A 24403-nucleotide genomic window follows, 5' to 3' on the forward strand; every position below is an offset into this window, starting at 1 on the left:
GGTGTCATGGTATGCTAATTGGCATCTAACAAGAGGTGCCCTGTGACCAGCCCTGCAACTGACTCTCCTGTCGATAGCGTCAAAGATGCCTTGCATGAAAGCGAGCGCAGATTTTCAGCCATTGTTTCCAGCATTCCCGGCCTGGTATTTCAAATGCATATGACTGCCGATGCGCAAGTCGTATTCACCTACCTGAGTGAAGGCTGTGAAGCCTTGTTAGGCATTCCCACTGCGGCATTGCTTAAAGATGCACAGGCTTTATTCAATGCGATGGAAGAAAAGTCTGCCAGCCAGTTCAAGCACAAGCTGCAACAATCCGCCCGGCAGCACAGGCGGCTGGATTGGGAAGGCAAAATCTGGATCGCCGACTGGCAGGACATGAAGTGGGTGAATATCCGCGCCACCATACAAGCCCTGGGGCAGGGCGCGGTGCAGTGGGATGGCATCATGCTCAATATCAGCCAGAGCAAGCACGAAAAGCAGGAGATCGAGCAGGCTAAGCATGATTTGCAGGCGCTGACAGCCCATTTGAACCAGGTGAAAGAACAGGAACGCGTCAGCATCGCACGCGAGATCCATGATGATCTGGGCGGCAATATGACGGCGATGAAGCTGGGCCTTTCCACTATTATCCAGAAAATCCAGCAGGGCGCGCCCGTCGATATCGAACAGGCGACCATGTTGCAATCGATTGTGAACCAGACGTTTGATTCGGTGCACCGTATTTCCGGTAACTTACGGCCGAATATCCTGGATCTAGGCCTGGTCGATGCTCTGGAGTGGCAGGTGAATCAATTCAAGAAACAATTGGGCTTAAAGGCCAGGTTTATCACCAATTGCGATGAGTTGGACTGTGACCATGACAAATCCATGGCCTTGTTCCGCATTTGCCAGGAAGCCTTGTCCAATATCGCCAAATACGCGCAGGCAGACGAGGTGCGGGTAGAGTTGAACCAGGAAGCGGAAGAGTTATGCATGATCATTGCCGATAATGGCATAGGCATTGCCCCTGCAGATAAAATAAAACCGAATTCTTTTGGCCTGCGTGGCATGCAGGAGCGGGCGGCGGCATTTGGCGGCGAATGCTATATCGAATCCCCTGCGCAAGGTCCCGGGACGCTGATACGGGTACAAGCCCCTGTGCGGACAGCAGCAACATGAAAAATGTGAGGCAACAGCTTGGATACTAAAAAAATTAGAGTCATCATCGTTGATGACCACGCGATTCTACGCTCTGGCATTAAACAGATACTGGTTGCCAGCGGTGATATTGAGGTGGTTGGTGAGGCGGAGAATGTGGCACAGGCGCTGAAATGTGTGCGTGAAATACCGGCTGATGTCATGTTGCTGGATATTTCGCTGCCGGATAAAACCGGTATTGAGGCGCTCAAGCTGATCAAGCGTGAAAATGCAGCCTTGAATGTGCTGATGCTATCCATGTACATGGAAGACCAGTATGCGGTACGTTCCATCCGCTCAGGGGCTTCTGGTTACTTGTGCAAGCATACGGCTTCTGAAGAGTTGCTGACTGCCATTCATACCCTGGCCAAAGGCAGGAAATATATCACGGCCAATGTGGCGGAAATCTTGGCCGAACAGGTTGGCAATGAACACGCGGCCGCGCTACATGAGTCTTTGTCTGATCGTGAGTTTCAGGTGATGCGCATGATTGCTTCCGGTTTATCGGTCAGTGAAATTGCCGACAAACTGGCATTGTCGGTGAAAACCGTGAGTATGTATCGCACCCGTTTACTGGAGAAAATGAATTTAAAACACAATGCGGATATTACGCATTACGCAATTAAAAACCAGCTTGTTGAATAAGGTTCTACAGCAATAAAAAAAAGGCCTTATAAAGGCCTTTTATTTTTTAAATCAGTTAATTAAGCGTTTTTCTTAGAGTAATTGATTAAGCCGTTGGTCGAGCTGTCAAAGCTGGTCACCGCATCATTACTTGTCAATAGTGGCAGAATCTGGCTGGCAATCTGTTTGCCGTATTCCACACCCCATTGGTCATAGCTGTTGATGTCCCAGATAATGCCTTGCACAAAAATCTTGTGTTCATACAAGGCAATCAGTTTGCCCAGTGTGAAAGGCGTCAATTGCTCAAACATGATGGAAGTCGTCGGGCGGTTACCTTCAAACACTTTGTGCGGTAACAAGTCATCCAGTGCTTTTCCTGACAAACCTTGCTTATCAAGTTCTGCACGGGCTTCTTCACGGGTTTTACCCAACATTAATGCTTGGGTCTGCGCCAGGAAGTTAGCCAGCAGAATTTTATGATGCTGGTCATCCGGGCTACCGACTTTGTAATGGCTTTTCACCGGCATCAAAAAGTCAGCAGGGACCATTTGTGTCCCCTGGTGAATCAGCTGGTAAAACGCGTGCTGGCCATTGGTGCCTGCTTCGCCCCAGATGACCGGGCCGGTTTTATAGCTGACGCGGCTGCCGTCACGGCAGATAAATTTACCGTTACTTTCCATATCGGCCTGTTGCAGGTAGGCGGCAAAGCGTGACATGCCCTGGTCGTAAGGCAGGATCGCATGCGTATCGACATGGAAGAAGTTGTTATACCAGATGCCCAGCAATGCCATGATCACCGGCATGTTCTGTTCCAGAGGCGCATCCTTGAAGTGGTGGTCCATGGCGTGACCGCCGGCCAGCAACTGCTCAAAGTTGTCCATGCCTACGTACAGGGCAATCGATAAACCAATCGCAGACCACAGCGAATAACGTCCGCCTACCCAATCCCAGAAGGCAAACATGTTGTCGGTATTGATACCGAAAGCTTCCACGGCTTTGGCATTCGTCGACAAGGCGACAAAGTGTTTGGCGACGTGATGCTCATCTTTGGCTGCATCCAGGAACCAGCGGCGTGCAGAGTGCGCATTGGTCATGGTTTCCTGGGTAGTGAAGGTTTTGGAAGCCACGATAAACAGCGTGGTTTCAGGGTCGCATTGTTCCAGCGCACGCACCAGGTGGGCGCCATCAATGTTTGAAACAAAGTGTGCTTTTAAATCAGGGCTGGCATAAGGCTTAAGTGCATCGCAGGCCATCACCGGGCCGAGGTCGGAACCGCCAATACCGATATTCACAATATCGGTAATGCGTTTGCCGGTGTAACCGGTCCATTTGCCGCTACGTACCTGCTCAGTGAATGTACGCATATGCGACAGCACGGCATTGACTTCAGGCATGACGTCCTTGCCATCTACTTCTACCGGCGTGTTGCTACGGTTACGCAGGGCGGTATGCAAGACGGCACGGTTTTCGGTGATGTTAATTTTTTCACCGGAAAACATGCGGTCACGCCAGGTCTCAATGTGAGAGTCACGCGCCAGTTGAAACAGCAGGGATAAGGTTTGTTTGGTGATGCGATGCTTGGAGTAGTCCAGCAGAATGCCATCTACATTTAAACTGAATTCTTCGAATCGTTTTGCGTCTTGTTTGAACAGATCACGCATTTGAACATTACGGATATCACTTTGGTGCTGGTTCAGCGCGTGCCAGCTGGGGTGCGTCGTTAATTTAGCCATGTTATGTTGTTGCTTAAGTTTTCAAGTCAATTAAATTTTAAGTCAGATAAATCTATCAGGCCCGCAAATGGCAATCATCAACGCCTTTTGCGAGCCATCATATAATCGTTATAGTGTATCAATTCATTGTAACCGAAGTATGACACCCGCTAGTGGAGGTAAGTTTATACTGATTGAGTCAGGATGATCCATCCACGGAACGGGGTCAGTGTGACAGTCATTGCTATTGCCTACGTTGCTACCGCCATAAATAGCTGCATCACTGTTAAATACTTCTTTGTATACACCTGATTGTGGCACGCCCAGGCGATATTGATGACGCGGCACCGGTGTAAAGTTAAGCACTATTATAACAAAACTATGGTCATTGCCGCGGCGAATATAACTCAACAGGGATTGGCCGCCATCCTGGCAATCTATCCATTGGAAACCCTGCTGGTCAAAGTCATGCACATGCAGGGCAGGGCTTTGCTTGTAAAGCATATTCAGATCACGTGCCAGCGATTGCACGCCTCTATGCATATGATGTTCGGGATAACTATCTTCCAGCAAGTGCCAGTCCAGGCTCTGGTTGACATTCCACTCACGCCATTGCGCAAATTCATTACCCATGAAATTCAGTTTTTTGCCAGGGATGGTCATCTGGAAAGTCAGCAGCAATCTTAAATTGGCAAATTTCTGCCATGAATCGCCAGGCATTTTGCCCAGCAGGGATTTTTTGCCATGCACTACTTCATCGTGCGAAAAAGGCAACACGAAGTTTTCTGAGTACGCATACATTTGCCCGAAGGTCAGGCGATTATGTTGGTATTGGCGGTAGAGTGGATCGACTTCCATATAACCGAGCACATCATTCATCCAGCCCATGTTCCATTTCATATTGAAACCCAGGCCACCGGTGTAGACCGGGCGGGAAACCGCTGGCCATGAGGTTGATTCTTCAGCGATCACAAGTGCGCCAGGGAAACGCTCGCCAACCATGGTATTCAGCTGCTTGAGGAATTCAATCACTTCAAGGTTTTCACGTCCGCCATACATATTCGGCACCCATTCACCTGCATTTCGTGAATAGTCCAGATATAACATTGAAGCCACAGCATCGACCCGCAAGCCATCAATATGGAATTCTTTGATCCAGTAATAAGCATTGCTTAGCAAAAAGTTGCGGACTTCATTGCGGCCATAATTAAAGATATAGGTGCCCCAGTCAGTATGTTCTCCTAGTCGGGGGTCAGCATGCTCATAGAGTGCCGTGCCGTCAAAACGTGCCAGCGCCCAGTCATCTTTGGGGAAATGTCCCGGTACCCAATCAAGAATTACGCCGATGTTGGCGGCATGGCATTGATCAATAAAGTATTTCAGGTCATCCGGGCTGCCAAAGCGCTGGGTAGGCGCAAAGTATCCAGTGACCTGGTATCCCCAGGACTCATTGAGTGGATGCTCTGCAACAGGCAACAACTCAATATGCGTATAACCCATGCTGCTCACATGTGGAATTAAAGTATCAGCCAGATGGCGATAGGTCATGAAATGACCGTTTTTATCACGTTGCCAGCTACCCAGATGCACTTCATAACAGTTAAACGGGGCATGTAGCCAGTCATGCCGCTGGCGATCCTGTAGCCAATCGTCGTCCTGCCATATATAACAGCTTTGGCAGATACGGTTTGCCGAACCTGGCCTGGCCTCAAATGCTTTTCCGTAAGGGTCCGCCTTGGTTACAACAAAGCCATGTTCGCGGTTACGGATCTCGAATTTGTATAAATCATGTTCAGTCAGGTGCGGGATAAACAGCTCCCACACGCCGCTACCACCCAGCACACGCATGGCATTCACGCGGCCATCCCACTGGTTAAAGCTGCCTATCACACTGACTCGTTCGGCACTCGGCGCCCACACTGCAAACCTGACGCCTTCTACGCCTTGTACCGTCATCGGCACAGCGCCTAACGTGTTATAAGCCTCCAGCAGCCTGCCTTCGCCAAACAGGTACAGTTCTTCCAGCGATATGGTGCTCTCAAAGCTGTAGGTATCATTGGTTTCGTAAAATGTGTCCTGCCCGCGTGGCTGTATGCGTAACTGCACCGGGGCTGGCACGGCTACCCTGGATGCCAATTCGAATAAACCGTGGCTATCATTCAATGCCATCGCTTGCCATTCGCCCTCGATATTGACCCAGAGTTTCTCGGCGTTTGGCTGAAATACACGCACAAACCAGGGCCCTTTCGCTTCATCCTGGTGTACGCCAAGGAACTGGAATGGATCGTGGTGAGTCGCATCAAGTATGCGTTGCAGGTGCAGGGTGTGCGTGTGATTCGGTGAAGCTAATTTGACTGTCATGCTGGCCGGGTCCGTTTGACTAACCACCCATCCTAACAAAAAAAGTGAGGTTTTACGCCGTTTACGGCGGAAATATCGTTGTCATTGCCTGAATTATCATGCAGACTGTGGATGTCGGACCTGCGGTTTACAAGCGTTTTTGTCGTCTTTACAATGTATCGCTATGCATGGCTACAGGCTGATTTTTCAGGATCAGAAAAACAGGAAAGGCATCATGTCTGAAGTAGTCGAATTTGTTGAACGCAGAAGATACAGCCGGCGACAGGATCGTCAATCCGACCGGTTTATCAGTACGCTAACTAAAAATACCGTCGCCATCATCCTTGCCGGTGGTCGCGGCAGCCGATTAAAAAACCTTACCGACTGGCGCGCTAAGCCGGCTGTACAGTTCGGTGGTAAATTCCGCATCATTGATTTCCCGCTTTCCAATTGCATTAACTCCGGTATTCGCCGCATTAATGTCGCCACACAATACAAGGCGCAAAGCCTGATCCAGCACGTGCAGCGTGGCTGGGGCTTCTTGCGTGGTGAGTTTAATGAGTATGTGAATATTATCCCGGCCCAGCAGCGCCTGGGAGAGGAATGGTACAAGGGCACAGCGGATGCGGTGTATCAGAATATCGACCTGTTACGTGAGAACGGGGGCGAGTATATTCTTGTGCTGGCGGGCGATCACATCTATAAAATGGACTACGGCAAAATGCTGGCCACGCATGCGCGCAGTAATGCAGACATGACGATTGCCTGCATCAACGTGCCGCTGGAAGATGCCAAGGGCTTCGGCGTGCTGGAAGTCGATGCTACCGACCGTGTGGTTGCATTCGACGAGAAGCCGGCCAATCCCAAACCGATGGTTGATGACCCTACCCAGGCATTTGCAAGCATGGGCATTTATATTTTCAATGCCAAATTCCTGTACGAACAACTTATACGCGATGCCTACGACCGTAATTCCCACCACGATTTTGGCCAGGACATTATCCCTTACATCATTAACAAGTACAGGGTGCAGGCACATCGCTTCACCGATAGCTGCGTTGGCGCTCTGGACAATAGTTTTTACTGGCGCGATGTCGGAACCATAGATGCTTATTGGGAAGCCAATATGGAACTGACAAAAGTCATTCCTGAATTGAACTTGTATGACAGCGAGTGGCCTATATGGACTTACCAGGAACAATTACCACCAGCCAAATTTGTCTTCAAGGATGAAGGCCGCACCGGTAAGGCAACGGACTCGCTGGTTTCTGGCGGTTGTCTGATCAGCGGTTCAAGTGTCTCAAATTCAGTACTGTTTTCAGGTGTACATGTGGCCGATTACTGTGACCTGGATGGCGCAGTGATTTTGCCTAAAGTAAAAATCAATGAAGGCGTGATACTGAAAAACGTGGTGATTGACCGCGGTTGTGATATCCCGGCTGGCATGCACATAGGCACTGATCTTGTGCGGGACAGCAAGCGCTTTTACGTGTCGGAAAAAGGCATTGTACTGGTGACGCCCGATATGCTGGGCCAGGATTTGTATCGTGTGAAGTAACTCAAAAAATAATGTAGGTCGAATGTGAAAGAGGTGCATGTATGTCCGATAAAAAGCTATTGTTAAATCTGTATTGGCACATGCATCAACCCGATTACCGGGATCAGGTCAGTGGTGAATATGTGTTGCCGTGGACATATTTGCATGCGCTGAAAGACTACAGCGATATGGCCTTTCATCTGGAGCAGAATCCCAACGCCAGAGTCACTTTCAATTTTGTGCCTATCCTGGTGGAGCAATTACAGGATTACGCCGAGCAATCGCGTATCGGGCAGTGGCGTGATCCCTTGTTACGCTTGCTTTCCAGCCCTGATCTTGACCATATTACGGATGCAGATTGCCAGTTAATCGTGGACAGCTGCTTCAAGGCGCACCACGAGAAAATGCTGAGTCCGTTTCCGCATTACCAGCGTCTGTTGCATCTTTACGAACTGGTCGAACCTATCATGAAGTCCGGGCAGTTCCACTACTTGTCCGCGCAATTCAAAGCTGACTTGCTGGTCTGGTATCACCTTGCCTGGACTGGTGAAGGCTTACGCCGCAAAAGCAAAGTCATCCAGCGCCTGATGAAAAAAGGCTTGCTGTTTACCCTGGAAGACCGGGTAGCACTTGTGGATGTGCTGAGTGAGACACTGCAGAACATTTTGCCGCGCTATAAGGCGTTAGCGGCTAAAGGGCAAATCGAACTCACCACCACACCTTACTATCATCCTATCCTGCCTTTGCTGATTGATCTCAATAGTACGCAAGATGCAATGCCGGATGCACCATTGCCTAAATCCCCCAATTACCCGGATGGTCACGCGCGTGCAATCGCCCACGTGGAAGCCGCCAAAGTGTTTCATGAGAAAGTGTTTGGGCAGAAATCCATCGGCATGTGGCCAGCCGAAGGTGCGGTCTCCCATGCGGCCTTATCATTGCTGGCGGAGCAAGATGTCGCCTGGGCAGCCACCGGGCAGGGCGTATTAGCCAATAGCCTGAAAGAGTTAGGGCTGGAGCATGAGCTTGCGAAAGACTATTTATACCAGCCTTACCGTGTGACGAATGGTCAACAGGATATTGTGTGTTTTTTCCGCGATGACCAGTTATCAGACAAAATCGGTTTTGAATATTCCAAGCAATACGCCAGCGAAGCAGTGCATGATTTTATTCAGTCGCTGGAAGCGATTCATGCCAATAGTGATGAAGACACTACACCCGTTGTCAGTGTCATTCTGGATGGTGAAAATGCCTGGGAATACTATCCTTACAACGGCTATTACTTCCTGCACGAGCTGTACCAGGCGTTATCACGTCACCCGCTGATCCAGATGACGACTTTTAGCGATATTGTTGCTCTGCAACAATCGCAAGCGTTACCACAGCCCAAACTGCTGGAAGATATTTGTGCCGGTAGCTGGGTGCACGGCACGTTCAGTACCTGGATAGGCGAGCCTGCCAAAAACCGCGCCTGGGACCTGTTGTGTGAAGCCAAGCGACAGTATGACCAGCACGTGCACAAGCTTTCAGTGTCAGCCAGGGAAAAATGCCAGCAGCAACTCTCTGTCTGCGAAAGCTCAGACTGGTTCTGGTGGTTCGGCGATTACAACAATGCGCAAAGCGTCACCAGTTTTGACAAACTTTACCGCCGCAACCTGAGTAACCTCTACCATCTGCTAGGCTTAGTGCCGCCTGACAACCTGTCGCAGTCTATCAGCCATGGCGGCGGTAATTCAGAAAATGCAGGCACCATGCGTCGAGGAACGTCTTGATCGGCATCGAAAACAGCCTGATTAACTATCCCGATTTACTTCACTCATCATTCACCATTATTCAATAAGAACAATATGACGCAAGCCAGACAAGTTGGTGTATTGATGCATATCACCTCGTTACCAGAAGGTAACGTTGGTCCTGATGCTTATCGTTTTGTGAATCACCTGGTGGATATGGAGGTGGATATCTGGCAGACCTTGCCGGTCAGTTTGCCGCATGAGGACCAGTCACCCTACCAAAGTGTGTCGGCGCATGCCGGGCACACGGGCATGATCAGCGTAAAACAGTTGTTGAACGAAGGCTGGTGCCTGCCGGATGAGGTGAACCTGTCTCAACCTGAATTGTTCGCAAAAGTCATGCTGCGCGTGCAGTCGAATGGTGCCATTTCCAAAGTGGATGGACATGGCCTGAGCTGGTCAGGCTTCGCGCGCTTTTGCCAGGCGCAGCAATACTGGCTGGAAGACTTTACTCTCTTCATGAGCCTGCGTGAGCAACATGGCTACAAAAGCTGGAATGAATGGCCTGAGGCATACCGCAGACATGATTTGCAGGCGCTACAGGCGTTTACCGAAACGCATCAGGAAAAGCTGACCCTGATTAAATTCACGCAATACATATTTTTCCAGCAATGGGCGCAGCTTAAAATATACGCCAACCAGCGTGGCATCAAGTTATTTGGCGATATCCCTATTTTTGTGGCCTATGACAGTGCCGATGTATGGGCGCACCCGCATTGGTTCAAGCTGGATGCCGAGTCGAATATGACTGTGGTGGCAGGTGTGCCACCAGATTATTTCTCCATCACCGGCCAGCGCTGGGGTAACCCGCACTACAACTGGGACCTCATGCAAGAAGATGGTTTTTCCTGGTGGCTGGGTCGTATCCAGACACAATCCAAGCTGTTTGATATTGTGCGGGTAGATCATTTTCGCGGATTGCAGGCAGCATGGGAGATTCCAGCCAGTGAACCGACTGCCATCAATGGGTACTGGCAGCCAGCCCCGGGTCATGCCTTATTGCAAACCATCATACAAACCTTCCCCCAGCTCAGCTTAGTGGCTGAAGATCTGGGCATTATCACCGAGGATGTGGATGCCTTGCGGCAAGCTTTTGACCTGCCAGGCATGAAAATCCTGCAATTTGCCTTTGGCAGCGGTTACGATAATCCCTACCTGCCGGAAAATATCGATGAAAACAGCGTGATGTATACCGGCACGCACGACAACGATACAACGCTTGGCTGGTACCAGGAAGCAGAAGAGGGCGCCCGGTTGCATTTACAGGACTACCTGCAACAAGACTCACCTGAAATGCCATTAGCATTAATGCGGTTGGCATTAAATAGTATTGCTTTCCTTGCTGTTGTCCCCATGCAGGATATTTTGGGGCTGGATGGCAGTGCGCGGATGAACACACCAGGCACCAGCATCAATAATTGGGCCTGGCGTATGCACTGGGACCAGCTTACGGATGAAAAGGTATCCGTATTCAAACAACTGGTAAAAGAAAGTGGGCGTGCCTATGCCTGAATCCAGTACAGCCTTGCGCCTGGGTCTGGATGTCGGCGGCACTAATTTAAGATTGGGTGTCTTCTCAAATCTTACATTGTTAGAAGAAACCCGCTTCCAGGCCAACTACTCAAATATTTGCAAGCAATATCCGCCAGGAGAAGCCTGGCAGCAAATATTGCAGGTAACGGCTAAAGCAATTCAGGCCATGCTGGATAAGCATCCTGAGATACAGAGCATAGGCATAGGTTTCCCGGGCTTTATCAATCCAAAGTCTGGTTTGCTTGCCCAATCACCGAATCTTCCCGGGTTGCTTAACGTCAATTTAGGCAGGGATTTATCACAACTGCTCGGAAGGAAAGTACTCGTATTTAACGATGGCAATGCAGCGGCCTATGGCGAATACTGCTCGCTCGAACTGCCAGCAGGTGGTTTGCTATATGCAGGTCTTGGTACCGGGATTGGTGGTGGATTGGTTGCCAACGGTAAAGTCTGGGCAGGGGCACATGGGTACGCACTGGAATTAGGTCATTTGATTGTCGAGCATGACGGTCCGGAATGTGGCTGTGGCAACCGCGGATGCGTAGAACAATATGCATCAGCCACAGCCATTGGTAAAAACTACGCCAGGCAAACCGGCAAGCAATTGTCCGCGCATGAAGTTTCAACGTTAGCCTCACAAGGCGATAAACAAGCGCAGTCAGTATTTGCCCTGGCAGGGGAAAAACTGGCTCAGGCGATAGCGTTGACGCTAAATATTGTGGATGTGGAAAATGTGGTAATTGGCGGGGGTGTAGTGTCTTCCTGGGCATTAATGGAAGCGTCATTTATTTATCGATTGCAGACTGATTTGATTCGTGTGTTACGGGATAAAGTCAAAGTAAGTTTATCATCGTCAGGAGACAATGCGGGGATGCTGGGAGCAGCATTACTTGCAGATATATCTGTCTGAATTTCACCAGAATTACTGAATAAATAACTTTAATATTAATAATTAAGTGCATGTTATTTATTATTATTTTTATAAATTATGTTGTTCTAAAGCCCACGCTACATGTTCTCGTAGCATCTCGTTATCATCCTGTAGTCTAACTTCCAATGCAGCGATAACTTCTGGCGAAGTCGGTGCGTTGCCTAATCCTACCGCCACATTCCGCAACCATTGAACATAGCCTATGCGGTAAATCGCACTGCCTGCCATGCGCTGCTGAAACTCCGCTTCTGTCCAGGTAAAGCAGGTCACCAGGTCCGTGCTGTCCAGGCCATTGCGGACAGCAAAATCACTTTCTTCGCTGGAGACAGAAAACTTGTTCCAGGGACAAATCAGCTGACAGTCATCACAACCATACACGCGATTGCCGATTAAAGGCCGTAGCTCCGGCGGGATACTGCCTTTGTGCTCGATGGTTAAATATGAAATACAACGCCGGGCATCCAGTTCATAAGGCGCCACTATGGCCTGGGTAGGGCAGATATCGATACACGCGCTGCAACTGCCGCAATGAGAACTGGTAGGCGGGTCAATCGGCAACGCCAGGTTGGTATAAATTTCGCCCAGGAAAAACCAGGAGCCTTGCTGGCGGTTGAGCAGCAATGTGTGTTTGCCGCGCCAGCCCACGCCGGCTTTGGTCGCCAGCGCGACTTCCAGCACCGGTGCGCTATCGGCAAATACGCGGTACTCAAAGCTGCCATAAGTTTCTTCAATACGCGTGCAGAGTTGTTGCAGTTTTTGCCGCATGACTTTGTGGTAATCACGCCCCATGGCATAGCGGGCGACATATGCTTTATTCGTGTCTTCAAGAATCTTCCAGCCGTCCTGTACATCGTCCGGCATGTAATTGAGGCTCACCGAGATCACCCGCAAGGTACCCGGCACCAATTCTGCCGGCCGGCTGCGCTTGGAGCCGTGTTTTGCCATATAATCCATGTCGCCATGGTATTTTTTTTCCAGCCAGCGCATAAACCCTGGCTCTGCGGCGGACAGGTCAGTATCGGTAATCCCGATATTGCCAAAGCCCAATTCGCGCGCCCAGTCCTTGATCGTGGCCGCCATTTTCAGGGCAGCATGCTGATCAGGTAAGTGAATGGGAGCGGGATGTGAATGGTGTGACATGACAGAAACGTATTCTACACAGATTTTAAAAGACGAAGCAGCGACCACACATGCGGCAGGTTTGCTGGCAAAGCAGTTACAGCCTGGGCAGGTGATTTATCTGCACGGTGACCTGGGTGCCGGCAAGACCACCCTGGTACGTGGCGTGCTGCATTCGCTGGGCCATATCGGCAAAGTCAAAAGTCCCACCTATACCATCGTAGAACCTTACAATCTCGCCATCGGTTCATGTTACCATTTTGACTTGTACCGCTTTCAAGACCCTGAAGAGTGGGAAGCCGCCGGATTCAGGGATTACTTCAATGCTACGAGTATTTGTCTGGTCGAGTGGCCGGAGAATGCTGGTTCTTTATTACCAATTGCCGATATTGAGATTCGATTTGATATTTTGCCACATGGGCGGGTGCTGCATATCACAAGCAAGCAGCCGTTATCATTGGAAGGTTTATGCCAGTGAGTCGTTTTAACACCCTGCAACGATGGTTGATCGCCTTGTTATTTGCATTCAGCATGTCGGCACAAGCCGCGGAAGTGATACTCGCCAATCTGCAGCAGCAGGGCAGTCAGGTGCATTTGGAGCTATTGCTGGACCAGCAGATCAAATACCGGATATTCACGCTGGATAACCCGTTTCGTGTGGTGATCGATATGGATACCGTCGCCATCAGCCCGACCTTAAAGGCGCTACCGCCGCAGCTGGACCCGCAGCATCCTTATCTTTCTAAAATCCGTATTGCGCCATTTAGCGAAACCACCACGCGGCTGGTATTTGATATCAAATCGGATATAAAGCCTTTAGTGACTGATATGAATGCCGGTAACTCGCAACAGCGCCTGGCGATCAGCATTGCCCCGGCAACCGCTACCTCTGAACCGCCTTTAGGTTCCCCGGCCTTGGCCCATACAAAAAAACTGCAGGAATTAGAAGCTGGCAACACTGAGGAAAAACCAGGCACTACCAGCGAGCCTGTGGCAGAGCCTGCAAGCACCAATCCTGCTGTAGAAAAGCCAGTGGAAAAACCATTAGCAGAAAAACCAGCAGACAAGCCCGTTGAAAAACCGGTTAAACAAGCCAAACCGGGCCAGAAAATCATCACCATTGCAATTGATGCTGGCCACGGTGGCGAGGATCCCGGTGCCAGAGGTGCCAAGGGTAGCCACGAAAAGAATATTACGTTGGCAATAGCGCGCAAACTCAAACAACAGATTGATGCTGAAGATAATATGCAGGCGATCCTGATCCGTGATGGCGATTATTTTGTGCCATTGGGTGACCGTGTCAAAAAAGCACGAGCAGCGAAAGCTGACCTGTTTATATCTATCCATGCAGATTCGTTTATTAACAGCACCGCGCGTGGTTCTTCCGTATTTGCCTTATCCGAGCGCGGCGCTACCAGTGCCGGTGCGCGTTACCTGGCGAAGAAAGAAAATGCGGTGGATTTGATTGGTGGCGTGGCAATCGATACGCGAGATATGGACCTGGCGCGTACTTTGCTGGATCTATCGCAAACCGCGACGATTCACGACAGTATCCGCCTGGGTAAAGGCGTACTTGGCAGAATCGCAAAAATTAATACTTTGCATTCAAAGTATGTGGAACAGGCGGCGTTTGCGGTGCTGAAATCTCCGGATATTCCTTCGATTCTGGTTGAGACGGCGTTTATCAGTAACCCGGATGAAGAGGCCAGGTTGAATGATGATGGTTACCAGGATAAGTTGGTGAATGCGATTTTGTCAGGGGTGAAGTCGTATGTCGCGACTAACCCTTCGTTTTCTAAGAAATAAGCGTAAGCTCTCCTGACATTTGGTGTTTGTCATTCTGGCATGGGCCAGAATCCAGGCCAGGTTAATTTTCAGCTTGGTCACTTTAATTGATAAGGCATAATCCTTTCGGTAGGTTTTAATAGATATTTCTTTAATACTTAGCATTCTTTTTCGCTTTCTCAGCGAGTTACTTTTCTTTGCTTGCCCAAAGAATAAGTAACCAAAAGAAATGCACCCTAGCATCCGCTTGTATCCTGCGTTGCTCGTCAAAACCAGCGGTCGCGAAACTCGACCTGGTAGCTCACACAAGACGTGAGCTACTGCGGGACTCAAACAAACGCTCCCTTCATCTTGTTTTGCCTCCGCTACTCGGCGCGTCAGATAGGGGACCCATTTAACACCACCACGATGCTACCTTTGTTTAATGCATAGAATAATGAGCGCTGAGTGAATTCAAGATTTAAAACCTAAATTCCCAAAACTATTTTTCTGATCTTTGCCAACGAGATTCGGGCGTGATGCAATGCAAAGAATTACACTCAAATTGAAAGCGTGTGGTTTCCCCGGGCCCCTATCTGACGCGCTGAGTAGCGCAATCAGCGTGGGGGTTGTCGGCCAGCATCTGTTCGAGTTCCGCGGTGGCTTGCGTTCTTTGCAAGCCATTAGGGCGAGTTTCGTTGGACGCCCACATAGAGTCCGGTTACGGACGAAAGTCCTAGGACGAGCAACGCAGGAAATAAGCGGAGGCTAAGGTGTCTTCTTCTTTGCCTTCTTTCTTATGGACAAGCATAAGAAAGAGGGTCGCCTAGTGGCGAAAAAGAATGTTTAAACCATCTCAAAAATACCTAATTACACCTCACAGAAAGTGCAGCACTAGCTCTACATGTGAATGAGTTCAACATTAACCTTGCCTGGATTCCGGCCGACGCCGGAATGACAGCTTTTGCTGATTGGGTTTTTAGCGCTGTTGCGCCAATTCCGCTTCTCTCTGTGTCTGCCCATACCCCGCCTGCACCCGCAACGCCCGGCTAATAAACCCATTCAGTTGCTTCCGCGCCTCACTCACCAACTCCCCATCCGGAAAAACCCGCGGGTATTGATAACTTAACCAGCTATACAAACTCAAATGCTGGCAAATCAGTTCCGCTTGTTCGAGATATTGCGCCTGCTGGCCTTTTAGCCACTCCGGCAATACGGGCAAGGGCCGTGGCTGCTGGTGATAAATGGCTTGTATGCATTGCACAAAGTAATCCCGTGCAATCGGCACTTGTATCGCCAGTGGGGCGCACAGCAGGCGGTATTTATCACGCATAGCCATCTGCGGGGCGGTTTCATCAATCAATAGCGCCTGCTGATGCTGCAAAGAAGTGATTTGCCATTGCATGGCCTGCACGCCAGCTTGTCGTTGATATTGCGTGTGCAAATACTCCAAACATTCAGCCAGCCGCCAGGTGGTTATTTGTTGGCTTAAGGCTTCAATGTCACCACCGCTGACTGCCATGGGCAGGGCGAAGGGTGCTACGGTATCATCGCAGCCCAGCATTTCATTCAGATGCCATTGCTCGTCATCTTCCAGCACGGTGACAAAACCGGTTTCATACAAGCCATGCCGCCCGGCACGCCCGGCGATTTGCCGCATTTCGGTGGCATTCAGCATGCGGGGCGCCACACCATCGAATTTATGGATATTGGCAAAAATCACCCTGCGGATAGGCAGATTAAGCCCCATGCCAATTGCATCTGTGGCAACCAGTATTTGCGCCTCACCGCAGGCAAAGCGCGCAGATTCGCCTCGACGCACTTCCGGCGACAGCGCGCCGTAAATGGTGGCAACCTGAAATCCCCATTGGCGAATACGTGCTGCAAGCGTCAGCACATCTTTGCGGCTGAACGCGATAATGGCGTCCCCGGCCTGTAATACTTTGCGCAATTTGGCCGCATGGTAACGCTCACCGCAAATACTGGCGTCTTCGATCACCAATGGCGTCATGCGCTGCAAGTGGGTGAGGGTATAAGGCTCATTCAGCGCGTCCAGCACTCGTGTACAGCTTTCCGTCACGCTGTTGGCGCCGCAGATAAATACCTGTTTGGCTGGTACGCCGACTAATGCGGCTGTCCATGCACTGCCACGGTCCGGGTCCATCAGCATCTGGATTTCATCGATCACGGCAACATCAATTGCCATATCAGGGCGCAGCATTTCAATCGTGGACGCAGTATGCTTTGCGCCAGGAACGATTACACGCTCTTCACCCGTCACCAGGTTGCATGGCACGTCTGCCTGCATCAGCCGGTCACGCACTTCCATCGCCAGTAAGCGTAGTGGCGCCAGGTAAACGCCAGACTGCGCTTTACGCAAGGTTTCCAAAGCCTGGTAGGTTTTGCCTGAATTGGTCGGACCGACATAAAAGTGATGCTGGCGTTTCAACTGGCGGGCGAGGGCAAAACGGTTGAGGTAGGCCTGAAAATCGGAAAGCGACATGGCCTCCATTCTAGCAAAACGGGATGGAAGCTTCGAAATAAGTGAGCGAGCAGAATAAAGTTCAAGGCGCACGGAACGCAGAAACCGGAGTGTACATTTCAGTACATGAGGATTTCGAGTACCGCGAAACGCATAAATTTGCCCGTGTAGCCATTTATTTCGGAGTTTCCTTTAGAATAGCGAGATGCAAATCAAACTACTTCCCGATCAACTCATCAGTCAAATTGCCGCCGGTGAAGTTGTTGAGCGCCCGGCCTCAGCGCTGAAAGAGCTGCTCGAAAACAGTGTTGATGCCGGTAGCACCCAGATTCAAGTGGCATTAATTCAAGGCGGTACAAAATTATTAAAAGTCACTGATAACGGCTACGGCATTGCCAAAGATGAACTGGAGCTAGCCCTAACGCGGCATGCCACCAGCAAAATTCAAAGCCTGGAAGACCTGGAGCAGGTTGGCAGTCTCGGCTTCCGTGGTGAAGCGCTGGCAAGTATTGCTTCAATTTCACGCACCGTACTGACGAGCCGCCAGCAGGCTTCAAGCCATGCCTGGCAGATCAGTGCTGAAGGCACGCAAGGCCAGCCAATCAGCCCTGCAGCGCTTGATGAGGGTACCATCGTTGAGGTGCATGACTTGTACTTCAATACCCCGGCGCGGCGAAAATTTCTTAAAACCGAGAATACCGAGTTCGGCCACTGTGAAGATGCTTTTACCCGCATCGCCTTGTCGCGCTCGCAAATTGGCTTTTTGCTGCAACATAACGGCAAGGCTATTATGCGGCTTGCTGCAAATACGCCACAACAACGTATTGCTGATGTCTTAGGTAGCGAGTTTGCCTCACAAAGCGTGTGGTTGGATGAAGGCAATGGTGGTCTGCGCTTGTGGGGCATGACTGCTTCGCCAACTTACCAGCGCCATAGTCGCGATACCCAATATGTGTTTGTGAATGGCCGTTTTGTACGCGACAAGCTGATTGCGCACGCGATCAAACAGGCTTATCAGGACGTACTACATGGCGATAAGCATCCGGCATTTGTGCTATTCCTCGAACTGGATCCGTCATTAGTCGATGTCAACGTACACCCGGCCAAAACTGAAGTGCGTTTCCGTGAATCACAAGCCGTGCATCGCTTTATTTTCCACAGCCTGCACAAAGCCTTGGGCAAAACATCCGCCGAGATTCAAGCCAGCCAGCCGGTGCAAGCGCCATTTAATCCGTTTACGCCTGGCGTGTCCATGCCACGCCAGCAAGTTGAAATACCACTGCAAAACCGTTCGGTGTTTGATGGTGGTTATCAATCGAATCATGTCAGCAATGGCGCCGCGCTGGCCCAGCAGTTTTATGGTCAGCTTTACGGCGATTTAAAACGAACAGAAGCCAGCGCGATTGGTAGCGGGCAACAAAGTTATTCTGCTGAAGATTTTCTGAATCCCATTTCGCTGTCTGAAGCAGTGCTGATTCCAGAAGCCGCGCAAGAGCCACAACAATATCCATTAGGCTTTGCGCTGGGGCAACTGCATGGCATTTATATCTTGGCTCAAAACGCGCAAGGCATGGTCGTCGTCGATATGCACGCCGCGCACGAGCGCATCATGTACGAACGCCTGAAAAATGCCCTGAGTGAACAGGCAATTGCTACACAGCCTTTATTAATCCCGATCAGCTTCTATGCCGAAAAGGTAGAAGTCGCCACCCTGCAAAGCCTGAATGGCAGCGATACCTTGCATAAACTAGGTTTCGACCTGGCGACCTTATCCCCGACGACGATTGCTATCCGTGCCGTGCCTACCATGCTGCAAGAGGCTGACGTAGTTGCCCTCGCACGCGCTGTTTTGCGTGACTTGAATGAGTATGGTGCCAGCCGCGTGTTACAAGAGCGTCAAAATGAGATATTAGGCACTATGGCTTGCCATGCCGCTGTCAGAGCCAACAGGCAGCTCACCATCACTGAAATGAATGCCTTGCTAAGGGATATGGAAATCACTGAAAGAAGCGGGCAGTGTAATCACGGCAGGCCAACCTGGTTCCAGGTGAGTTTGAATGACCTGGATAAGATGTTTATGCGCGGGCAATAATATTTAGCCTATATAAGAAAACTAAATAAAAATAATAGGTTATGGCTTATCCAATTGAACAAAAGTTAGTCATCAGTGTTGCTTCAAGCGCTTTGTTTGATTTAACTGAATCTCATGAGGTTTATAAAACTCAGGGCGTAGAGGAGTATCGCCAGCATCAGGAAAAGAACATTGATGTTCCGTTTGCTAAAGGCGTTGCGTTCCCCTTTATTCGCAGGTTCCTGGCAATTAACAAAGCCTTTCCCAAAGAGTTACCGGTAGAAGTTGTGCTGTTATCAAGAAACTCACCAGAAACAGGGTTGAGAGTGTTCAGATCAATTCAACATTACGGCCTGGACATCTCACGCGCCAGTTTTATGACAGGCAGGTCTCCGCATGAATATATTCCCGCATTCAATACCTCGCTATTCCTGAGTGCGAATGAAGCGGATGTGCAAAGCGCCATAGATTTAGATTATCCCGCAGGCGTGGTTTTGCCATCCAAAGTCTATGACGATGAAACTGATACAGAATTGAGGATTGCCTTTGACTTTGATGGGGTGATTGCCGATGACGAAGCTGAAGCCGTTTTTAAAACGAATAATGATCTAACCGAATTTGAAGCGCATGAGGTTGCCAAGCAATCTATCCCACACCAGGCCGGGCCTTTGGCTGACTTGTTTAAAAAGCTATCTTTAATGCAAAAGCTGGAAGACAAACTGCTGAGCGAAAATCCCGATTATAAAAAAATACTGAAAATCGCCATTGTTACAGCCAGAAGTGCGCCAGCTCACGAACGTGTCGTCACAACCCTAAAAGAATGGGGCGTTTCAGCAGATGAGTCGTTTTTCCTTGGTGGCATGGAAAAAGCCAGAATTCTCTCGGTGTTAAAGCCACATATGTTCTTTGATGATCAAAGAAGCCATTTGAAATCTTCTGCTGGAGATATCCCGATGGTGCATATTCCGTTTGGAGTGGCTAATAAAGGAGCTAAGTAAATGCTTGGTGGGATGGCAGCTGTTGGTGATGCATGTTTTTTCCTGCTATTTCAAATCTGCTGTTAGTATGCCTGCATGAAAAATCCAGCGCTATCCACTGTCAGTAAAGACCTCGAACTCATTGAAGCAAACCGGCAATTCTACGACCCGCTATGGACGGATGCGCGGCTAGTTAGCCCTGATCGCTTCAATACCTGGCCGCTAGTTTCATCTTTAATCTCGCAATCTCAAACTCGACTTGAAATCGCTCCGGGCTTAAGACCGCGATTACCTATCAAGGGCACGCATTTCGTAGACATCAGCGCACCCGCAGTTACTAAGTTACAGGCGCATGGTGCAAATGCGATGCAGGGCCTGGTTTCGGCGCTGCCGTTTGAGGATGGTATATTCGGCCTGGTATGCGCTTTCGATATTGTCGAGCATGTCGATGACGACGATGGCGCTTTATCCGAACTCTCGCGTGTGGCTGCACCCGGTGCGACATTGCTGCTCTCGGTGCCGCTGCATCCATCGCAGTGGACACCGTTTGACGACTTTGTCGGGCACTGTCGCCGCTATGAACCAGAATCCCTAATTGCCAAGCTTGCCAAATATGGTTTTGAAATCGAGCAAAGTGCTGTTTACGGTATGCAGCCGAAATCGTCACGCCTGCTTGATCTAGGCATGTGGTTTCTCACCCATAGACGTAAACGCGCATTGTGGTGGTATAACAACGTATTCATGCCGATTGGTGTACGTTTCCAGAAGAAGCTCGACCTTGTCACGGGAATGATAGATACCACAGGGGTGGATGAGGTGCTGCTGGTATGCCGCAAGGTAAATAAAGGTAATAACGATTAATAGAGGGAATGAAGCTCAATAGCCGATTTAAGTAAAGAAGCCTGCGTTAGCAGGCTTTGCATTTATAACGTGAAATAGCGATTATTTAATCTCGCCTAGTTGTTTAAATAGCCCATAAGTATCCAGCACATCCCAGTGCTCTGCCAGTTTGCCATTCTGGATTCTGAAAATATCCACTGCATGGATGCTGTAATGCTTGCCGGTAGCAGGGATGCCTAACCAGTCACCTTGGTGCGTTCCTGAATAAGTACCATACGCCCATACCATATCACCTTCTGCGACCAGTTTTTCCAGCTGATAGTGCCAGTCTGGGGCTGCTTTAAACCAATCCGCAAAAAATACTTGAAATCCGCTTAATCCTTGTGGCACCAGCGGGTTATGTTGAATATATTCCTGCTGCATGAACTGCGGTAATTGAGCGAAGTCTTTTTTAACAAAGACAGCAGCGGCAAAATCTGCCAGTAATTGTTTGTTTTGTTGGGTGTCATCTTGTGCCATGGCGGTGATTCCTTTCGTTAACAGTGTTGTCAAATCAATGCATTCCTTAATACAGTTGCATACCACTTGTGAGTTATGGTGTTGCAGATCATAATTTCCTTAGTCACTATTAGTAAGTAGGCACCTAAAAGTAACTTAATAACCTGAAGCAAACAAAGGGTGGGATGATGAGCAAGGATACTGATAACGTTTTGCAAATATCCAGCAGCTGGGATGCATATCAAACTGAGTGCCCGACGCGACTAGTGTTAAACAGGATCGCTGATAAATGGGCCGTGCTGGTACTTGGGTTGCTCGAATCTGAAACCAAGCGTTTTAGTGCTTTGCAGCGCGAGATTGGCGGAATCTCACAAAAGATGCTCACGCAAACGCTGCGTGGGTTAGAGCGGGATGGTTTGATTGCGCGGACTATTTATCCAACTGTGCCCCCAAAAGTCGAATACACCATTACGCCATTGGGTAAAACCCTGGTGGGTCTGTTGGCAGCATTACGGGTATGGTCAGAAACACATATTGAAGAAGTGCAGCAAGCCCAAAGCAATTATGACAAGACTGAACAGACATTTAACGCAGAAACGGTAAATGGCGTCAGGACTGTTCGCTTTTAATGTGTGAATCTCAAAGCTCGATTAAGCCAGCAATAAAAAGACTGTGGGTTTTTTGTGCACATCCGGCAATGACGCTTTCTTCCATTCAGCCGCAGTCCTGGTCACAATCAATTCATCCTCAGCTGTGATATTGCAGGCTACGCACAAACGTGTTTGTGGCTGCAGGTTGGCAACCAGGTCTTCCAGCATATGCTGATTGCGGTAGGGAGTTTCTATAAAAAGCTGTGTCGCCTGCTGTTTTTTAGAATCAAACTCGATCCCTTTAATAGCTTTGATGCGTTCAGATTTCTCGCTAGGTAAATAGCCCAGAAACGTGAAGCGCTGACCATTCAAGCCGCTTGCCATTAAGCCTAATAGCAAACTGCTGGGGCCGATGAGCGGTGCGACACGAATGTTTTTCTGATGCGCTACCGCAGCGAGCGCCGCACCGGGGTCAGCAATGCCAGGGCATCCGGCTTCACTCATCAGGCCAACATCCATCCCTTTTTGTAATGGTTGAAGCAGTGCTGGCAGGTCTTTAGGCTGCGTGTCTTTGGTCAGCAGGGCAAACGTCAGTTCACGGATCGGCACCGGATGTCCGCTGGCGGCTAAAAACTGGCGGGCGGTTTTCTCATTCTCGACGATAAAGTGCTGCAAGCTATGCATGCGGCTGATCACTTCTGGCGGCACGACTTGTTGCGGCGAAGTATCTTCTGCCAGGGGGACGGGAATGAAATAAAGCGTGCCGGTTGTCATAGGTTTGCTGTTTGATTGAATAAGCTGAATTATCCCACGGCCGACATAAAAAAAGCACCCTTGTGAAAGGATGCTTTTTAGCTTGATAGATCACCGTTTCCAGTTAGATGGAAATGGCGAATGATTTAATACTTCACTTGTACACGGTATTTCAAAGTCACATCGCTTTCAGCAGGAACGTTGATTTTCCAGGTTGCTTGATGGGCGCTGGTTTTTTTGTGCGGCTGCGATTCATTGAGGATTTTCCAGTCACCGTTAATAGGCTCCTGCACATTGACCGTCACCGCTTCTTTTTTGGCATTGTGCAAGGTGATGGCATAGGCGCTTTCATACAGCGGCACCTGGTTGTTGCTCTTGCTCAGGTTTTTAAAATCGGTTTGCACGCGGTCTGCGGTGACATCAAACGCATTGCCCAGCTTCAGGCGGACAGTATCGTTTTTAGCAGTGTGATCGATCTGGTCCTCACCAACAAACTGCGCAGTGCCATCGCTATCCTTTTTGTAAACGCGCATGGTGCCTTTGGGTAATGGAATGCCCAGTTTGCTGCTCTCCTTGTTTTCAAACTCGACGTAGACCTGCACCTTCTGCTTTTTCTCTACGTCACGGTATTGGCCTTGATAGTAGTAATCAGCGCCGGTTAACACCAGCTCTTTACGTGCAGGAATCTGATGGGCGGTGAGCAGTGCCACCTGCTTGGTCTGATTTTCGGCAATACTGGTTGCGCGTGGCAACGTATAGAGATGGTATTCCAGCAAGCCTTGCTCAGTTGGTATAGGCGCATCGGCGGCCATAGCTTCTGAGCGCATCATCATGGTTTTTGGGCGGATGGCTTCACGCACACGGTTTACATCTCCTGCCACTAACTGCACCTTGGCGTTAGGGTAAGACGTGCCGCTGGTGTTGTTCAGGGTCACCCAGCCTGAGAGGTCTATGGTGTCTTCCTTGCTGCTCAATTCAGCGACGTAATCGGCTTTCCAGTTCAGGCCACCGGTCAGGTAGCTTAATTCCACACTGGCTTGTTCAGCACCTTTATATTGCACCTGCGTGGTCAGCGTTGGGCGGTCACGCAGTTGGCCTGGCACATTCGGATAGGCGATGCGGCCTGGAAACCCTGTTTCGATACGATTGCCGATTTTAAGCACGATGCCATTTTGTGCGGAGAGTACGGTGGCGGTTTCTTCAGTTTCGGCGCCGGTAGTCGGGTTGGTTTTGATTACACTGACTTGCTGTCCAACAAATTTCTCTAGTAATGTTTGCGGGCTGAGCAAGTCAAAATCAAAGTTTTGCTCCAGCACTTGCAGGCTGGTATTGGGCAACAGGCTGCGCAAGAGGGCGGTTTCCGGCTTGATCTGCGCGCTGACATCACGGAATGACAAAGCGGATAAGCCATTATTCAATTTGAGTTTGCGGCTATCTTTGACCAGGGCCAGATCTTCGTTGTAGATCGTGACGGCGACACCGTTTTGATCTGATTGTGGGCTGATGATGGCGGTTTCCGCGTGAGCGAGTGAAAAACTACCCAGTGATAAAAGTAGCAGGGAGCTGAGTCGCATGAATATCCTCTCGTTGTTGTGTGTGCTTGTATGCTTGTGACTCTGTAAACGCGGCAGCCGTTCAAAAGTTAACAGCGTCCGTTTGA

The 24403-nt window shown here is 49.7% G+C and carries 19 protein-coding genes; 12 read left to right on the plus strand and 7 right to left on the minus strand.

The window, feature by feature from the left end; genetic code table 11:
- Positions 1–42: 42 nt before the first annotated feature.
- Positions 43–1161: a sensor histidine kinase gene (locus ACFQ2T_RS01380; RefSeq protein WP_379029469.1), complete on the plus strand. Its 1119-nt coding sequence runs from the start codon at positions 43–45 to the stop codon at positions 1159–1161.
- An 18-nt stretch (positions 1162–1179) separates the two neighbouring features.
- On the plus strand, positions 1180–1824 hold the full coding sequence (locus tag ACFQ2T_RS01385) for a response regulator (RefSeq protein WP_379029471.1): 645 nt from the start codon (positions 1180–1182) through the stop codon (positions 1822–1824).
- A 59-nt stretch (positions 1825–1883) separates the two neighbouring features.
- Here ACFQ2T_RS01385 and pgi read toward each other — a convergent pair whose 3' ends face one another.
- Both pgi and glgB read right to left on the minus strand, forming a co-directional pair.
- A complete protein-coding gene (pgi, locus tag ACFQ2T_RS01390) occupies positions 1884–3536 on the minus strand; it encodes a glucose-6-phosphate isomerase (RefSeq protein ID WP_379029474.1) in 1653 nt (550 codons plus the stop codon).
- 123 nt (positions 3537–3659) lie between these two features.
- Positions 3660–5876: a 1,4-alpha-glucan branching protein GlgB gene (glgB, locus tag ACFQ2T_RS01395; protein WP_379029477.1), complete on the minus strand. Its 2217-nt coding sequence runs from the start codon at positions 5874–5876 to the stop codon at positions 3660–3662.
- Between the two features lie 214 nt (positions 5877–6090).
- Between glgB and glgC the strand changes: the two genes are divergently transcribed.
- The 4 genes from glgC (at position 6091) to ACFQ2T_RS01415 (ending at position 11628) form a co-directional block, all read left to right on the plus strand.
- A complete protein-coding gene (gene glgC, locus ACFQ2T_RS01400; protein WP_379029480.1) occupies positions 6091–7413 on the plus strand; it encodes a glucose-1-phosphate adenylyltransferase in 1323 nt (440 codons plus the stop codon).
- A gap of 41 nt (positions 7414–7454) precedes the next feature.
- A complete protein-coding gene (locus tag ACFQ2T_RS01405) occupies positions 7455–9164 on the plus strand; it encodes a glycoside hydrolase (protein ID WP_379029483.1) in 1710 nt (569 codons plus the stop codon).
- Between the two features lie 75 nt (positions 9165–9239).
- Complete coding sequence (gene malQ, locus ACFQ2T_RS01410) at positions 9240–10697, plus strand: 4-alpha-glucanotransferase (RefSeq protein WP_379029485.1); 1458 nt, start codon at positions 9240–9242, stop codon at positions 10695–10697.
- Entirely contained in the window at positions 10690–11628 is a 939-nt protein-coding gene (locus ACFQ2T_RS01415) for an ROK family protein (protein WP_379029486.1), read from the plus strand. The genes malQ and ACFQ2T_RS01415 overlap by 8 nt, the downstream gene beginning before the upstream one ends.
- A gap of 69 nt (positions 11629–11697) precedes the next feature.
- Here the strand turns inward: ACFQ2T_RS01415 and queG are convergent, their stop codons facing one another.
- The gene (gene queG / locus ACFQ2T_RS01420; RefSeq protein ID WP_379029488.1) at positions 11698–12789 is read right to left on the minus strand and encodes a tRNA epoxyqueuosine(34) reductase QueG; all 1092 of its coding nucleotides are present in this window, start codon (positions 12787–12789) and stop codon (positions 11698–11700) included.
- Here queG and tsaE point away from each other — a divergent pair.
- Positions 12788–13246 (plus strand): tRNA (adenosine(37)-N6)-threonylcarbamoyltransferase complex ATPase subunit type 1 TsaE, encoded by a 459-nt coding sequence (tsaE, locus tag ACFQ2T_RS01425; RefSeq protein ID WP_379029491.1) that lies wholly within the window; start codon positions 12788–12790, stop codon positions 13244–13246. The two genes, queG and tsaE, sit on opposite strands and share 2 nt — an antisense overlap.
- Entirely contained in the window at positions 13237–14574 is a 1338-nt protein-coding gene (locus ACFQ2T_RS01430; RefSeq protein WP_379029493.1) for an N-acetylmuramoyl-L-alanine amidase, read from the plus strand. Before tsaE ends, ACFQ2T_RS01430 begins: the two co-directional genes overlap by 10 nt.
- 937 nt (positions 14575–15511) lie before the next feature.
- Here the strand turns inward: ACFQ2T_RS01430 and ACFQ2T_RS01435 are convergent.
- On the minus strand, positions 15512–17035 hold the full coding sequence (locus ACFQ2T_RS01435) for a helicase-related protein (protein WP_379029496.1): 1524 nt from the start codon (positions 17033–17035) through the stop codon (positions 15512–15514).
- A gap of 184 nt (positions 17036–17219) precedes the next feature.
- Between ACFQ2T_RS01435 and mutL the strand changes: the two genes are divergently transcribed.
- The 3 genes from mutL to ACFQ2T_RS01450 all read left to right on the plus strand — a co-directional run bounded on the left by mutL (position 17220) and on the right by ACFQ2T_RS01450 (position 20923).
- A complete protein-coding gene (gene mutL / locus ACFQ2T_RS01440) occupies positions 17220–19106 on the plus strand; it encodes a DNA mismatch repair endonuclease MutL (protein ID WP_379029499.1) in 1887 nt (628 codons plus the stop codon).
- 41 nt (positions 19107–19147) lie between these two features.
- Positions 19148–20083, plus strand: a complete 936-nt coding sequence (locus ACFQ2T_RS01445) for a 5'-nucleotidase (protein ID WP_379029501.1) — start codon at positions 19148–19150, stop codon at positions 20081–20083.
- 75 nt (positions 20084–20158) lie between these two features.
- Entirely contained in the window at positions 20159–20923 is a 765-nt protein-coding gene (locus ACFQ2T_RS01450) for a class I SAM-dependent methyltransferase (protein ID WP_379029504.1), read from the plus strand.
- A gap of 81 nt (positions 20924–21004) precedes the next feature.
- Here ACFQ2T_RS01450 and ACFQ2T_RS01455 read toward each other — a convergent pair whose 3' ends face one another.
- Positions 21005–21421 carry an ester cyclase gene (locus ACFQ2T_RS01455; protein WP_379029507.1) on the minus strand — a complete coding sequence of 139 codons (417 nt, stop codon included), beginning with the start codon at positions 21419–21421 and terminating at the stop codon, positions 21005–21007.
- Between the two features lie 167 nt (positions 21422–21588).
- Between ACFQ2T_RS01455 and ACFQ2T_RS01460 the strand changes: the two genes are divergently transcribed.
- On the plus strand, positions 21589–22029 hold the full coding sequence (locus ACFQ2T_RS01460) for a winged helix-turn-helix transcriptional regulator (protein WP_379029510.1): 441 nt from the start codon (positions 21589–21591) through the stop codon (positions 22027–22029).
- Positions 22030–22050: 21 nt separating this feature from the next.
- Here ACFQ2T_RS01460 and ACFQ2T_RS01465 read toward each other — a convergent pair whose 3' ends face one another.
- Positions 22051–22764, minus strand: coding sequence for an SAM-dependent methyltransferase (locus ACFQ2T_RS01465; RefSeq protein ID WP_379029513.1), 714 nt, complete (start codon positions 22762–22764; stop codon positions 22051–22053).
- Between the two features lie 125 nt (positions 22765–22889).
- Positions 22890–24317 (minus strand): DUF4139 domain-containing protein, encoded by a 1428-nt coding sequence (locus ACFQ2T_RS01470; protein WP_379029515.1) that lies wholly within the window; start codon positions 24315–24317, stop codon positions 22890–22892.
- Between the last annotated feature and the right edge of the window lie 86 nt (positions 24318–24403).

The organism is Methylophilus flavus, assembly GCF_042678905.1.
GTDB classification, from domain to species: domain Bacteria; phylum Pseudomonadota; class Gammaproteobacteria; order Burkholderiales; family Methylophilaceae; genus Methylophilus; species Methylophilus flavus.